Origin of the sequence: Salegentibacter sp. T436, assembly GCF_001932675.1 — a bacterium.
Lineage (GTDB): Bacteria > Bacteroidota > Bacteroidia > Flavobacteriales > Flavobacteriaceae > Salegentibacter > Salegentibacter agarivorans.
This window is the reverse complement of record NZ_CP012872.1, coordinates 1,726,459-1,742,140: the sequence shown is the minus strand read 5'-3', so window position 1 is coordinate 1,742,140 and position 15,682 is coordinate 1,726,459. Positions and strand designations below refer to the sequence as shown.

12 protein-coding genes are annotated in these 15,682 nt (G+C 38.3%); 6 read left to right on the top strand and 6 right to left on the bottom strand.

The window, feature by feature from the left end; translation table 11 throughout:
* The first annotated feature begins 73 nt into the window (after nucleotides 1–73).
* Complete coding sequence (gene gltB / locus AO058_RS07635; protein ID WP_075325903.1) at nucleotides 74–4,597, top strand: glutamate synthase large subunit; 4,524 nt, start codon at nucleotides 74–76, stop codon at nucleotides 4,595–4,597.
* A gap of 2 nt (nucleotides 4,598–4,599) precedes the next feature.
* Nucleotides 4,600–6,060: a glutamate synthase subunit beta gene (locus AO058_RS07630; protein WP_075325902.1), complete on the top strand. Its 1,461-nt coding sequence runs from the start codon at nucleotides 4,600–4,602 to the stop codon at nucleotides 6,058–6,060.
* A 164-nt stretch (nucleotides 6,061–6,224) separates the two neighbouring features.
* On the opposite strand, the gene hemL is transcribed toward AO058_RS07630, so the two are convergent.
* From hemL to AO058_RS07610, 4 genes are read right to left on the bottom strand one after another with little or no spacing between them, the layout of a single operon-like run.
* Nucleotides 6,225–7,514, bottom strand: coding sequence for a glutamate-1-semialdehyde 2,1-aminomutase (gene hemL / locus AO058_RS07625; RefSeq protein ID WP_075325901.1), 1,290 nt, complete (start codon nucleotides 7,512–7,514; stop codon nucleotides 6,225–6,227).
* 6 nt (nucleotides 7,515–7,520) lie between these two features.
* Nucleotides 7,521–8,351, bottom strand: coding sequence for a glucosaminidase domain-containing protein (locus AO058_RS07620; protein WP_075325900.1), 831 nt, complete (start codon nucleotides 8,349–8,351; stop codon nucleotides 7,521–7,523).
* A gap of 1 nt (nucleotide 8,352) precedes the next feature.
* Nucleotides 8,353–9,291 (bottom strand): 1-aminocyclopropane-1-carboxylate deaminase/D-cysteine desulfhydrase, encoded by a 939-nt coding sequence (locus tag AO058_RS07615; protein WP_075325899.1) that lies wholly within the window; start codon nucleotides 9,289–9,291, stop codon nucleotides 8,353–8,355.
* Between the two features lie 31 nt (nucleotides 9,292–9,322).
* Nucleotides 9,323–9,649, bottom strand: coding sequence for a hypothetical protein (locus AO058_RS07610; RefSeq protein WP_075325898.1), 327 nt, complete (start codon nucleotides 9,647–9,649; stop codon nucleotides 9,323–9,325).
* Nucleotides 9,650–9,681: 32 nt separating this feature from the next.
* Here AO058_RS07610 and AO058_RS18525 point away from each other — a divergent pair, with 32 nt between their 5' ends.
* Entirely contained in the window at nucleotides 9,682–9,852 is a 171-nt protein-coding gene (locus AO058_RS18525; protein ID WP_177195671.1) for a DUF5522 domain-containing protein, read from the top strand.
* Here AO058_RS18525 and AO058_RS07605 read toward each other — a convergent pair.
* Nucleotides 9,847–10,305 carry a copper resistance protein NlpE gene (locus tag AO058_RS07605; RefSeq protein ID WP_075325897.1) on the bottom strand — a complete coding sequence of 153 codons (459 nt, stop codon included), beginning with the start codon at nucleotides 10,303–10,305 and terminating at the stop codon, nucleotides 9,847–9,849. The two genes, AO058_RS18525 and AO058_RS07605, sit on opposite strands and share 6 nt — an antisense overlap.
* A gap of 105 nt (nucleotides 10,306–10,410) precedes the next feature.
* On the opposite strand from AO058_RS07605, the gene AO058_RS07600 reads away from it, so the two are divergent.
* From AO058_RS07600 to AO058_RS07590, 3 genes are all read left to right on the top strand, one after another.
* Nucleotides 10,411–12,408 (top strand): urocanate hydratase, encoded by a 1,998-nt coding sequence (locus AO058_RS07600; RefSeq protein ID WP_075327913.1) that lies wholly within the window; start codon nucleotides 10,411–10,413, stop codon nucleotides 12,406–12,408.
* Nucleotides 12,409–12,419: 11 nt separating this feature from the next.
* Nucleotides 12,420–12,962: a DUF4136 domain-containing protein gene (locus AO058_RS07595; RefSeq protein WP_075325896.1), complete on the top strand. Its 543-nt coding sequence runs from the start codon at nucleotides 12,420–12,422 to the stop codon at nucleotides 12,960–12,962.
* 129 nt (nucleotides 12,963–13,091) lie between these two features.
* The gene (locus AO058_RS07590; protein WP_075325895.1) at nucleotides 13,092–14,846 is read left to right on the top strand and encodes an aromatic amino acid hydroxylase; all 1,755 of its coding nucleotides are present in this window, start codon (nucleotides 13,092–13,094) and stop codon (nucleotides 14,844–14,846) included.
* Nucleotides 14,847–14,881: 35 nt separating this feature from the next.
* On the opposite strand, the gene AO058_RS07585 is transcribed toward AO058_RS07590, so the two are convergent.
* Entirely contained in the window at nucleotides 14,882–15,496 is a 615-nt protein-coding gene (locus AO058_RS07585) for a DUF4230 domain-containing protein (protein ID WP_075325894.1), read from the bottom strand.
* Nucleotides 15,497–15,682 lie beyond the last annotated feature (186 nt).

Here is a 15,682-nt window from a genome sequence, read left to right as displayed (position 1 = left end):
TTAAGTTAGAAACGCTTCATAATATTTATCTAATTAGGTAATTTTGAGACGATAACTTAAGGACGAAAAGGACATGAAATTAAAAAAACAGGGGCTCTATTCACCCGAATTTGAGCACGATAATTGTGGCGCAGGCTTTATATGTAATCTAAAAGGCAAACGAACTAATGATATAATTCATAAAGCCCTGGATATTCTTATTCGCCTGGAACACAGAGGTGCGGTAAGTGCCGATGGTAAAACAGGTGATGGCGCCGGTATTTTAATAGAAATTCCTCACGATTTTTTCAAAAAAACATGTGAATTCAAACTTCCTGATTTTAAAGAATATGCGGTAGGAATGGTTTTTCTTCCGCAATCTGGGAATCAACGAAAAATTTGCAGAGAGATTTTTGAAGAAGAGATTATTGGCCAGGGGCTTAATCTTATAGGCTGGCGGGAAGTACCCGTAAACAGAGCCTGCCTGGGAAGCATTGCTTCACTTTCTGAACCAAGTGTACAACAGGTTTTTATAGGAAAAGGAGACGATGTTTCAGAAGAAAGTTTTAATGCAAAACTTTTTGCTGCGAGAAAAATCGCTGAACATCGTATTGAAAAATCAGAACTTTCTGAATCAGAATATTTTTACCTGGCAAGTTTATCAACCAATACCATTATCTACAAAGGTTTGTTGATGCCACAGGATATTAACGTTTACTATCGCGATCTAAACGAACCAGATGTAGTTACCAAACTTGCTTTGGTTCATCAACGATTCTCTACAAACACCTTCCCAACCTGGGATTTGGCACAACCTTTCCGATATATGTGTCATAATGGAGAAATAAATACGCTACGCGGAAATTTAAGCCGAATGAAAGCCAGGGAAGAGCTTTTTGAAAGCGAAAAATTTGGCGAAGATCTAAAAGAAGTTATTCCTATTGTTCCTGAAGGTAAATCAGATTCAGCTTCTATGGATATGGTGCTGGAATTATTATTACAAACAGGAAGATCTCTTCCAGAAGCAATAATGATGATGGTCCCTGAAGCCTGGGAGAAAAATCCGTCTATGCTTGATGAGAAAAAAGCATTTTACGAATACAACGCTTGTATTATGGAACCCTGGGATGGCCCGGCTTCCATTCCGTTTACCGATGGAAAATATATAGGAGCGTTATTAGACAGAAACGGATTACGCCCTTCAAGGTACACGCTTACTAAAGATGGTTACGTAATCATGTCTTCAGAAACCGGTGTTTTAGAGGTTAAACCCGAAAATGTTGAACTACACGGTAGGCTTGAACCCGGAAGAATGTTCCTTGTAGATATGCAGGAAGGCCGAATTATAGGCGATGAAGAAGTAAAACAAAAAATTATTTCTGAAAGACCTTATAGAAAATGGTTAGACGAAAATTTACTTAATCTTTCTGAAGTTCCTTATACCGGTAACAAAACCCCGGTAGAGAAAATAGATATTAACACCCGGCAAAAATTATTTGGTTATACCCAGGAAGACATCAAAACCATAATTAGCCCAATGGCGCTCCAGGGAAAAGAAGCTATTGGCTCTATGGGAGCCGATATTCCATTGGCGGTTCTTTCAGATAAATCACAGCTTTTATTTAATTATTTTAAGCAATTATTCGCCCAGGTAACCAACCCTCCTTTAGATGGAATAAGGGAAGAAATTGTCACCGATATTAGTTTAGCTATTGGGGAAGACCGAAATTTATTTGATATCATTCCTGAACAATCCAAGAAACTTAGGATCCAAAATCCTGTTATTTCCAACGAGGATTTAGATAAAATAAAATACATAGAACATCCAGATTTTAAAACCGCTTCAATTTCTATTTTATATGAGGCCAATAAAGGTCTTAACGGACTGGAAACACGACTGGATGAAATTATTTACGAAATAAACGATGCCGTAGATAAAGGTTGTAATGTAATTATACTTACTGATAGGAATGCCGATCCAAAACTGGCTCCTATTCCGTCACTTTTGGCTTGTTCTTTTGTGCATCACGGCGTGAAAAAACATAACCGAAGATCTTCCTTCGGAATTGTAATAGAATCGGCTGAGCCACGGGAACCGCATCATTTCGCGTTGTTATTTGGTTATGGTGCCAGCGCCATTAATCCGTATATGGTGAATGAAATTATTTACAGCCTGGTTGAAGAAAAAGAAATTGAAGTTGATGATCCTGAAGTTGCTGTAGAGAATTTTAATGTAGCCATTGGAAAAGGAATTGTGAAGATTATGAATAAGATTGGTATTTCTACCCTTCACTCCTACCGCGGCGCACAAATTTTCGAGATTCTTGGCTTAAACCAAAAATTTGTAGATAAGTATTTCACTAATACACCAACTCGAATCGAAGGAATTGGATTGTATGAAGTAGAAAAAGAAATTCAAAAACGTTTCGAAAACGCATTTGCTCCCAAGAAAACAGATACCGATCTGGATCTGGAAATTGGTGGTGATTATCGCTGGAGAAGAACCGGTGAGAGACATATGTTTAATCCGGCAAGTGTAGCTAAACTACAACAAGCGGTAAAACAAAACAGCACTAAAGCTTACGAAGAATATTCAAAATTAATAAACGACCAAAGCGAACGTTTAATGACGCTTCGCGGAATGTTTAAATTCCGTGACCTTAATCCTGTTCCTATTGAGGAAGTGGAACCCTGGACAGAGATCGTAAAACGATTTAAAACCGGGGCCATGTCTTTTGGCTCTATTAGTAAAGAAGCGCACGAGAACCTTGCGGTTGCGATGAATCGTATGCAGGGAAAAAGCAACTCGGGTGAAGGTGGTGAAGATCCGCAGCGTTTTCATAAAGATCTTGATGGAAACTGGAGAAATTCAGCTATAAAACAGGTTGCTTCAGGAAGATTTGGAGTTTCTATTAATTATTTGAGTAACGCTAAAGAAATTCAAATTAAGATGGCCCAGGGTGCAAAACCCGGGGAAGGCGGGCAATTACCGGGTCCAAAAGTAAACCCCGATATTGCAAAAACAAGAAATTCCACTCCTTATGTAGGATTAATTTCACCGCCGCCACACCACGATATTTATTCTATAGAGGATTTGGCGCAATTAATTTTTGACCTTAAAAATGCGAACCGCGAAGCCAGGATTAATGTAAAGCTGGTTTCTAAAGTTGGCGTGGGAACAATTGCCGCCGGTGTAGCAAAAGCAAAGGCAGATGTTGTTTTAATTTCAGGATTTGATGGTGGTACGGGAGCTTCTCCCCTCACCTCACTAAGACACGCAGGTTTACCCTGGGAACTTGGAATTGCCGAAGCTCAACAAACCCTGCTTATCAACAATCTTAGAAACAGGATTGTTGTAGAGTGTGATGGCCAGTTAAAAACCGGTCGTGATGTAGCGATTGCCGCATTGCTTGGTGCCGAGGAATTTGGTTTTTCTACCGCTCCCCTGGTAGCATCAGGTTGTATTATGATGCGTGCGTGCCATTTAAACACCTGCCCGGTGGGAATCGCAACGCAAGATCCTGAACTTAGAAAGAAATTTAAAGGTACCCCTGAAGATGTGATCAACTTTATGTATTTCATCGCTCAGGAATTAAGACAAATTATGGCCGATCTTGGTTTTAGAACTATAAATGAAATGGTAGGTCAAAGCCAAAAACTGGATATGAACCGTGCAATAGAACATTATAAAGCACAGGGATTAGATCTTTCTAATATTCTGTATAAGCCGAAAATAGATGAAGATATGCCGCTTTATAATACAGAAACCCAGGATCACAACCTGGAAAATGTATTGGATTTTGAAATATTAAATCAGGCGCATCCGGCTATTTACAGAAAGGAAAAAATGAGTCTTGATTTCCCAATTAGCAATATAAACCGAACCACTGGAGCTATTATAAGTAATGAAATTTCCAAAATTCACGGTGCAAAAGGATTACCCGATGGTACGCTTACATTGAATTTTACCGGTTCGGGAGGGCAAAGTTTTGGTGCTTTTGCTACCAAAGGTTTAACGATGAATATCAATGGAAATTCTAACGATTATTTAGGTAAAGGTCTTTCGGGAGCAACTTTAAGTGTAAGAAAACCTAAAGAAGCATCTTTTAAATCTAATGAAAACGTAATTATTGGGAATGTTGCCCTTTACGGCGCTACAGATGGCGAAGCCTATATCAATGGAATGGGTGGAGAACGTTTCTGCGTAAGAAACTCAGGTGCCAAAGCGGTGATAGAAGGAATTGGAGATCACGGTTGTGAATATATGACCGGAGGTATAGCCGTTATTTTAGGAAAAATAGGAAGAAATTTCGCTGCTGGAATGAGCGGGGGAATCGCTTATATCTATAATGCCGATAATACTTTAGACAATCATAATTTCAATATGGAAATGATTGGATTAGAAGATCCTTCAGAAGAAAATAAAAAAGAATTAAAAGAACTTATTGAAAATCACTACCGCTACACCGAGAGCGATGTAGCAAAAGAAATCCTGGAAAACTGGGAAGAAAATGCCGGTAAGTTTATAAAAGTAATGCCTGCAGAATATAAAAAGGCTTTACAAAAAATGGAAGAAGAGAAAATGTTAAAAGAACAAGTAGAACTCAAAACAGCATAATTATGGGTAAGATAAGAGGTTTTATGGAATACGACCGCAAGGTGGAAGAGACAGAAGCTGTTGAAAATCGAGTTAAAGATTATAAAGAATTTACAAAAGAAATGTCTCCCGAAGAATTGGGAGACCAGGGAGCAAGGTGTATGGATTGCGGAATTCCGTTTTGCCATAGCGGTTGCCCGCTTGGAAACTTAATTCCAGATTTTAACCATGCAGTTTATAAAAACGACTGGAAAAAAGCACTTAGTATTTTACACGGCACCAATAATTTCCCTGAATTTACCGGGAGATTATGCCCAGCCCCTTGCGAATCGGCTTGCGTTTTGGGAATCACAGATCCGCCGGTGGCGATTGAACTTATTGAGAAATATATTGTTGAGCGAGGATTTAAAGAAGGCTGGGTAACACCACAACCTCCAAAATCCAGAACAGGAAAAACAGCTGCAGTTGTTGGCTCGGGTCCTGCAGGTCTTGCAGCAGCACAACAACTTAACAGGGCCGGTCACGAGGTTACTGTTTTTGAAAGGGACAAGAAAATCGGCGGACTTTTACGTTATGGAATTCCTGATTTTAAAATGGAAAAACACGTGATAGATCGCCGGGTAAATATTATGAAAGAAGAAGGAATCAAATTTGAAACCGGAGTTCATGTAGGTGAAAATTATGAAGCCGAAAAACTTAAAGAATTTGATGCCGTAGTACTATGTGGGGGCGCCACTAAACGCCGAAATCTTCCTATTGATGGAGCCGAAGGTGATGGTGTGATGCAGGCAATGGATTTCCTAAAAAATAACAACGAAGTTGTAGACGGTTTAAAAGAACAAACCGAAAAATTCTCTGCCGAAGGTAAAAATGTGATTGTTATTGGAGGTGGTGACACGGGTTCAGATTGTGTGGGAACATCTAACCGTCACGGCGCAAAATCGGTAATTAATTTTGAAATTATGCCGATGCCGGCAGAACATAGAGACAGGGAAAATCCCTGGCCTTACTGGCCGTTTACACTAAAAACTACTTCTTCTCACGAAGAAGGTGTTGAGCGAAATTGGAGCATTAATACCAAAGAATTTATTCGTGATAAAGAAGGAAATTTAAAAGCTTTAAAAACGGTAAATATAGAATGGGTAAAAGGGGAAAACGGAAGACCTCAACTAAAAGAAGTAGAAGGATCTGAAAAAGAATGGCCTTGTGAACTGGTGCTTTTAGCCTTAGGATTTACAGGTCCGGAAAAAACTTTAAGCGAACAATTAGGATTGGAACTTGATAGCAGAACAAATATTAAGGGAGACGAAGCTTATCAAACCAACATTCCTAATATTTTTACCGCCGGTGATATGCGACGCGGCCAATCTCTAATTGTATGGGCAATTTCTGAAGGTAGGGAAGCTGCTTACCACGTAGATAAATATTTAATGGGAAAATCTCTGTTACCAAGAAAAGGAGAAGGTGATCTTCCCGCTGCTTAATTTGAATTTTGAATAAATTGTAGGTTAAAAGCGTCCGGGTTTCGGGCGCTTTTATTTTTTTTAAACGAGGCAAACGAAATTAAGAAATCCTGTTCCTGAAATAAATTCAGGATGAATTAAATAAATGCAACCTCACAGGTTTAAAAATCTGTGAGGTTTTTTAATTAAAGTGTTTTTGCAACTTTATTCACCGCTTCAATTGTAGTGTCTAAATCTTCATAAGAAAGAGCATCACTTATAAACCAGGTTTCAAAAGCACTTGGCGCAATGTAAATTCCGTTTTCTAACATTCCGTGGAAAAATTTGTTGAAAATTCCATTTCCAGCAGATTTAGCGGCAGATTCAAAATCTACTACCGGTTCTTCCCCAAAATGAATAGAAATCATAGAACCTACACGGTTTATGGTATGTGCAACATTATTTTCTGAAAGTACTTTTTCTACTCCTTTGTGAAGATATTCGGTTTTCTTGTCTATATTTTCAAAAATACTTCGGTTATTATCCAGTTCGGTTAGCATCGCAAGTCCCGCAGCCATGGCCAAAGGATTTCCGCTTAAAGTTCCCGCCTGGTAAACCGGCCCAACGGGAGCCAGATAATCCATAATTTCATTTCGCGCAGCAAAAGCACCAACCGGCAAACCTCCACCAATAACTTTTCCAAAACAGGCAATATCAGCATTTACTCCCATTCGTTCCTGAACGCCGCCGGGAGCAAGTCTAAAACCGCTCATCACCTCATCAAAAACCAATAAAATACCGTGATCATCGCAAAGTTCACGTAAACCTTCCAGAAAACCTTCGTTTGGAGGAATACACCCCATATTTCCGGGAACGGGCTCAATAATTATGCAGGCAATTTCATCTTTATTGGCTTCAATTAAAGATTTTACATTTTCGAGGTCATTATATCTTGCAAGCAGGGTGTCTTTTGCTGTTCCCTGAGTAACTCCCGGACTGTTTGGCGTACCGAAAGTGATCGCACCACTACCGGCCTGGATTAGGAAAGAATCGCTATGCCCATGATAACAACCGGCAAATTTAATGATCTTTTCTTTTCCGGTATAGCCACGTGCAAGTCTAACGGCACTCATTGTGGCCTCAGTACCCGAATTTACCATTCTAATTTTATCGATATTGGGAACCAGTTTTACCGCCAGTTCTGCGATTTTAGTTTCAATTTCAGTAGGTGTTCCAAAAGAAGTTCCTTTTTTGGCAATATCAATTACCGCATCTATTACCGGTTTGTGAGCGTGACCTAAAATCAGTGGCCCCCACGAATTTATATAGTCTATTAATTTATTTCCGTCTTCATCATATAAATAAGCTCCTTCGGCTCTTTTAATAAAAATGGGATCTCCACCCACTGCTTTAAATGCTCTTACCGGTGAGTTCACTCCGCCGGGAATTACTTTTTGTGCCGAAGCGAACAATTCGCTACTTCTTTTATAGATCATAAATTTTTATTCTACAGAGATAATCACCAACATTTGCCCTACGGAAATATTAGTGTCTCTTAAATTATTAAATCGCTGTAATTCTTCTACTGTGGTATTATGTTGCTTTGCAATTCTGTATAAAGTATCGCCCTTTTTAACCTTGTAAGTAACCGACTCTGGAGATTCGGGCGTATAGGTATAACTTGGAGATGGCCTTTTAAGTACATCTGCGTCAAATTGATAAAGCCTGTAACGTTCAATTAGACTAATTAATTTATCTGGGTAACGTCTATCGGTAGCATAACCTGCCTTTCTCAAACCTCTAGCCCAACCTTTATAATCGTCTTCATCTAATTCAAAAAGTTCTGCATAACGTTTTCTTTCTGTGAGAAAAAGTGAATGATCCCTGTAAGAATAACGAGCATCTTTATATTTTCTAAAACACTCACCGCGGGCATCATCGTCGTGATAAGCTCTAGCGCCTTTCCAGTCGTGACATTTAATTCCAAAATGATTATTTGCGCGCATAGTGAGATCTCCTTTACCACCACCAGATTCTAAAATTCCCTGGGCCAGAGTAATACTCGCAGGAATGTTGTAAAGCCGCATCTCTTCCATCGCTACCGCAGCAAAATCCCGAATATAATCCTCTACCGTATAAAGACGTGGATTTACCGGGGGCAACATAGGCTCTCCATCTAAAGGTTTTACCCGTTCTATTGCGGTATTTGAAGATTCAGTGAAAGTATTTTCCCTGTTAGAATCTTTCTTAGTGGTGACTACTTTTTTCTTGCTTCCGCAGGAAACCGCAAATGCGGCGAGAAAAATTAAAACAAAAAACCGGTTAATTCTCATATTAAAAAGTGATTAGAGGCAATTTTTTCTTTTTTAAAATCATATTCATTCCCTGGATTCCCTGTAAACCGCCGGTGTGAATGGCCATAATCTTACTTCCAGAAGGGAAATACCCGCCTTTTATAAGGTCAAAAATACCAAAAACTAGCTTTCCCGTATATACCGGATCTAATTGAATTTTGTATTTTTTTTTGAAATTATTAATAAAATTTATCAATTCCGAATCTACCTTAGCGTACCCCCCAAAATGATAGTCGGTTTTTAATTCCCAATTATTTTTAATACTGTATTTTTCAATTTCTTCGGAAAGAAAATCACCTTTCAAAGCCGGGAAACCTAAAACTTTCTGGTTTATATCTGAAGCGTTTATCAAGCCTGCAAGAGTCCCACCGGTACCTACTGAAGCTGCTATAAAATGAAATTTCTCGTCTTTCTCGTTTAAAATTTCCTGGCAACCTTTTACGGCCAAATCATTTGTTCCCCCTTCAGGCACAAGATAAAATTCACCAAATTCATTTTTTAACTTCTCCTGAAATTCCCTGGTGTCTTTTGCTCTATAATCACCCCTGGAAACAAATTTAAATTGCATTCCGCAAGATTTAGCAAACTTAAGTGTGGGATTTTGTGCTAAAGTATTTTCCAAATCTTTGCCTAATTCTTCTCCCCTAATAATTCCTATTGTTTTTAGATGGAAAAGTTGCCCGGCGGCGGCCGTTGCTGAGATATGGTTTGAAAAAGCTCCGCCAAAAGTGAGCAGTGTTTTTTGCTTTTGTTCAAGCGCTCTGGCAATATTATATTTTAATTTCCTAAATTTATTTCCTGAAACCTCAGGATGTAATAAATCTTCACGTTTTAAATAGAGCGAAATTTCATTAGGAAACTCAGCAACAAACTGATTTTCAGAAGATATTCCAGTAAAAATGTTTGAAGATTTCGGCATAAGCAAATATCCGAATTCTAAGACGAGCTACCTAAACAAACTTTAAAAATGCCCAGAATTTACGCTCCTCCAAATAATTCTCTTTCATTTCCTGGCTGTAAGCTTCGCGCTCAAAACTTATATTTTTATATGCCAGAAAGCGGTCTTTATAATAAAATAAACGCAGTAAATATTCGATTAAATACCAGATATAAAAAGGCAAAATAAGTAATTCTAACTGCTGTCTTAAATGAATTTTTTCGTGGTTAATAAAATTAAAATCATCTTTTAGCTCACTATTTTTAAGAATCACAAAAGGCCATAAACTCACGCCCTTAAATGATTTTCCCAGGAGATATTTGTTAACGATTAGAATCACGTGTGGAAGTTAAGAAATTGTATTTTTGCGATATGAGTTTTTTCAAAAAAAGAATTCCGTTAGAAGAAGGAGATTACTACACCACTCCTGAAGGTTATCGTTGTTTTACCGAGCAATATCACTTAAAGCGTGGCTATTGCTGCGAAAGTGGTTGCCGGCATTGCCCCTACGGATTTAATAAAAAAACCGGCAAGCAATCATAGTTCATTAATTTTTGTTAAACGGTATTTGATTGCAGAATCTCCCATTACTTTAGATTCATACTTAAAAACCTGTAAAAGGTAATTTTGGCTTACTTTAAAATAGAGTTTTTGGCGTTCTCCTAAACTAATGGTATTCCCTTGCTTATCCCATTCAAATTTTCCGGTTTCCTGTAGGCTGTTATCACCTGCTCTGCCTTTAAATTCCTGAGAAAGTGTATAATCACGATTTTTCTCTATCTCAATAGATGTTTCAATTCCCTCGCAATCCTCACAAGGCAAAAACCCTTCATAAATACCGGCCCAATCCAGTGAATCCCGGGCACTAAAAACATCATTTGAAGGTGTTACTTCGCTTTTCTTTGAAATTTCAGTAGTTTCTAATTCCAATTCTTTGTTTTCATCTTTACAGGAAACAAGACAAACAAGAGCAAGAAGAATTATAATAGATTTCATAATTTATTTCTTTAAAAGAGCGCTAAATTTATAGAAAATGAAATTTAAAACTCTTTAATTTAACATTTCTTCCTATTATTGAAACCTATTGCAAACAGAAAATCAATGGACTTTAAAGCGAAAATACTACAGGGAATTCCCAGTGAACTTCCACCTAAAAAAGAATACGATACTTCGGTAAATCACGCTCCTAAACGAAAGGCTATTCTAAACGCCGAAGAAAAACAATTAGCACTTCAAAATGCCCTTCGTTATTTTGAAGAAAAACATCACCAGGAATTGCTACCTGAATTTAAGGACGAACTGGAAAAATACGGGAGAATTTATATGTATCGCCTGAAGCCGGACTATGATATGTATGCCCGAAATATTGAAGAATATCCCGGAAATAGCACACAGGCAAAAGGAATCATGCTCATGATTCAAAACAACCTGGATCCTAAAGTAGCGCAACATCCCGATGAATTGATTACTTACGGGGGCAACGGGGCGGTTTTTCAAAACTGGGCGCAATACCTGCTCACTATGCAATATTTAGCCGAAATGGAAAACGATCAGACTTTGGTGATGTATTCCGGACATCCTATGGGCTTATTCCCTTCTCATGAAAATGCCCCAAGAGTAGTAGTTACTAATGGAATGATGATCCCAAATTATTCGAAACCTGATGATTGGGAAAAATTTAATGCGCTGGGTGTAACGCAATACGGGCAAATGACGGCTGGAAGTTATATGTACATTGGCCCACAGGGAATTGTGCACGGTACCACGATCACAGTTTTAAATGCCGGCAGAAAAATATCAAGATCTGGAGAAGGTCTGGAAGGTAAATTATTTGTGACTTCCGGTCTTGGCGGGATGAGCGGCGCGCAACCAAAAGCCGGAAATATTGCAGGTTGTATTACCGTGTGTGCCGAGGTGAATCCAAAAGCTACAAAAACCCGCCATAGCCAGGGCTGGGTAGACGAAGTAATTTCTGATCTAGAAAAACTTGCTAAAAGAGTGCAGGAAGCCAAAGCTAATAAGGAAGTAGTTTCTATCGCTTTCCAGGGAAATATCGTAGATGTTTGGGAATATTTCGAGCAAGAAAATATTTATATCGATTTGGGAAGTGACCAGACTTCATTGCACAATCCCTGGGCCGGCGGTTATTACCCGGTAGGTTTAAGTTTAAAAGAAGCCAATACCATGATGGCCGAAGAACCTGAAAAATTTAAAGAAAAAGTACAGGAAAGTTTAAAAAGACAAACCGCGGCGATTAATAAACATACCGCTAGGGGCACCTATTTCTTTGATTACGGAAATGCTTTCTTATTAGAAGCTTCCCGGGCCGGAGCCGATATTTTAGCTGAAAACGGCAAAGATTTTAAATATCCGAGCTACGTGCAGGATATTATGGGGCCTATGTGTTTTGATTACGGTTTTGGGCCTTTCAGATGGGTTTGTGCTTCCGGAAAAGAAGAAGATTTGGATAAAACCGATAAGATCGCGACTCAGGTTTTAGAAGAACTCAAAAAGAATTCACCAGAGGAAATTCAGCAGCAAATGGCTGATAATATTCAGTGGATAAAGGGCGCAAGAGAAAACAAACTGGTAGTAGGATCTAAAGCCAGGATTCTCTATGCCGATGCCGAAGGACGAATGAAGATTGCCAAAGCTTTCAATGATGCTATTGGAAATGGAGAAATAGGAACGGTTATTTTAGGACGTGATCATCACGACGTTTCCGGAACAGATTCTCCATACCGGGAAACTTCAAATATTTACGATGGATCCCAGTTCACAGCCGATATGGCGATACAAAATGTAATTGGAGATAGCTTTAGAGGCGCCACCTGGGTAAGCATTCATAACGGCGGCGGAGTTGGCTGGGGCGAGGTGATTAATGGTGGATTTGGTATGATTCTTGAAGGAAATAAAGCATCGGAGGAGCGACTAAAGTCTATGCTTTTCTGGGATGTTAATAATGGAATTGCCCGCCGAAGCTGGGCCCGAAACAAAGAAGCGCTCTTCGCTGCAAAAAGGGCTATGCAAATGGAACCAAAACTAAAGGTAACTATCCCAAACCTGGTAGATCCGGCTCTTTTTGACACTAACACCTAAAATAATATTTTATGAAAGTCTTAAAAATTACACCGGTTCTTTTACTGCTAACTATCCTGGTAACTTCCTGTAGTAGCGTAAGAGTTGCTTCAGATTATGACAGGGAAGTAAACTTTAACCAATATGAAAGTTACGCTTTTTTTAAACCTGGAATAGATAAAGCTGAAATATCAGATCTAGATAAAAAACGAATCCTTAGAGCCATAGAAGCTGAAATGCAACGTAAAGGTTTTACAAAATCTGAGGATCCAGATCTTTTAGTAAGCATTTTTACGAAAACCAATGAAAATATTAATATCTACCAGAACAATATGATGGGCTGGGGATATGGCTGGGGATGGCATCCCTGGTATTGGGGCTCAGGTTTTAATACCGTAAACCGCACTAGCGAAGGCACTCTTTATATAGATCTAATTGATGCTGAAGGAAAAGAACTGGTTTGGCAGGGAATGGGAACTGCCGCTTTAGCCAGTGATGTGAATAAAAAACAAAAAAGGATAAACGAAATTGTTTCTGAAATACTTGAAAAGTATCCTCCAGAAATAAAGAATTAACCCCACAAATTTTTCAACAAAAATGCTCCTCTTGTAGGAGCATTTTTATTTTTACACGGCTTTAGTTATCATTTTATGAATTTCAGGTTAATTTCTTATCTTTATATTGAATTTTAGTTAATCACCCTTATGCTCGATAAAGTTGAATCTAATGCGATTTTAGACCGCTTGCCGGCCCATCTTCAGCAATATATAAAACCACAGAATTACGATGATTACACCCCGGTAAACCACGCGGTTTGGCGTTATGTAATGCGTAAAAATGTAGATTACTTAAGCAAAGTTGCGCACGAATCTTATCTTGATGGTTTAAAGCAAACCGGCATTTCTATAGATCATATTCCCAATATGTATGGTATGAACCGAATTTTAAAAGAAATTGGCTGGGCTGCTGTAGCGGTAGACGGCTTTATTCCGCCGGCTGCTTTTATGGAATTCCAGGCTTTTAACGTTTTGGTAATTGCGAGCGATATTCGTCAGCTCGAGCATATAGAATATACTCCTGCTCCAGATATTATTCACGAAGGTGCCGGCCACGCCCCTATTATCGCTAACCCAGAATACGCAGAATATCTTAGACGCTTTGGCGAAATTGGCTGTAAAGCGATTTCCAGCGCTAAAGATTATGAAATGTATGAAGCCATAAGGCATCTTTCTATTATTAAGGAAGCTGAAGATACACCTAAACAAGAAATTGAAGAAGCTGAAAAGAAAGTAGATTACCTGCAAAATAATATGGGGAAACCCAGCGAGATGGCGCAGATAAGAAACCTGCACTGGTGGACCGTTGAATACGGGTTGATTGGAACGCTTGAAGATCCTAAAATTTATGGCGCCGGTTTACTCTCTTCTATTGGAGAAAGCGCCTGGTGTATGACAGATAAAGTGAAGAAGATTCCATATTCTATTGAAGCTTGCAAACAGGAATTTGATATTACCAAACCTCAGCCTCAGCTTTATGTAACGCCTGATTTTGCTCATTTAAGCTCAGTTTTAGAGGAATTTGCTAATAAAATGGCTTTAAGAAAAGGCGGTCTTGAAGGAATTCAAAAATTGATAGATTCTAAAAATCTTGGAACTATAGAATTAAGTACCGGTTTACAGATCTCAGGAGATTTTTCAAAAGTTATTGAACACGATGGCAAACCAATTTATATTCAAACTTCAGGGAAAACTGCCCTTTCCCATCGGGAAAAGGAACTGGTAGGTCACGGTGTAAAAAATCACCCTGACGGATTTGGTTCGCCAATTGGCTCTTTAAAAGGAATCAATTTAGCGATTGAAGATATGAGCCCGCGTGATCTTAGGGCTTATGATATTTATGAAGGTGAAAAGATTGAATTTGAATTTGAAGGTGGGATAAAAGTAAAAGGTGAGATCATTACCGGCACCAGGAATCTCCAGGGGAAAATAATCATTATTAGCCTAAAAGATTGCACTGTGACTTATGGCGAAGAAATTTTATTTAAACCGGAATGGGGCAAATATGATATGGCGATTGGGAAAGAAGTTATTTCAGCCTTTGCCGGCCCCGCCGATAATCTTTCTTTTGATCTAATTACCCACAAAACCTCAACTACTACAATAAAAAGCAAAAGTACACCAGAACGCGAAGAACTTAATTCACTTTATGCTTCCGTTAGAAATATAAGAGAAGGAAAAGATGCGAAATTTTCATTAGACGCTGCTTTAGAACTTGTAAAAAAACATCACCCAAAAGACTGGTTGCTTTCCGTAGAAATATATGAGCTAGCAGTAGGGAAAGATGAAAAACTCGCTAAAGAAGCTCTAAATAATTTAGAGGATGTAAAATCTCGAAGACCGGATATTTCACATTTAATTGATGGCGGAATAAGCCTTATAAACAGCCAATTGGTAAGTTAATATAACATTCAAGTTTTAAATTCCGAAAAAGCAGACTAGAGTTTTATTTTTTCGAATTCTTCGGAATCATTGAAATTCTGGTCGTTGTATTGCAGCGTCCAACCCATAGAGTTGGTTAAAATATAGATCTTTTGCAATTCGCTAATTAGCCTGTTTTCAGCATTAGATTTAAGCGAAGAAGCTTCTACCTTTTCTCTAATAGATTTTTCAATTCGGCCCTTAATTTTATTGTGATCTTCCGCATCAAACTGGTTTAAATAATCCTGGGTAACATCGTAATATTTTATCTCAGGATTTATTGTAATTTCTTCTTTAGGAATAGAAGTGATGCGTACAATTTTATTTTCTTCATCAATTTCGGTTTCTAATTTACTTAGATCGTAAGCCACCGTTGCCGTAGCATTTACAATAATAAGCGCTTTCTTCCTTGCCGAAAAAATATCGAGATAAAACTTCTTTGAATTTTTATAAGAATAAACCTGGGAAAAAGTGCCTTCGGTCACTACCAATTTTCCCACATTTTTAATTTGCTGCTGAAGCAAGGCTGTACTTTCTTCTAATTGATCTTTTTCATTATTTCTGTTTTCACAATAGCGAATACCAAAAACCACAAGCAAGACCAAAATGGCACCTATAAGGAAATTTCTCATTTATCAATTTTTTCTAAAGGTACAAAGAATGTGAATTTTGGAGTTTTTGAAGAAAACATTACTTTTTTAAAACACTTATGGACGGCCCCACCCGTCCATAAGTTTTTAACTTTCTAAAATCTACCCCAACAAATTTTAGAAAACGAATTAAGATACAGTCATAAAAAACGACTTCTCAGCCATTCG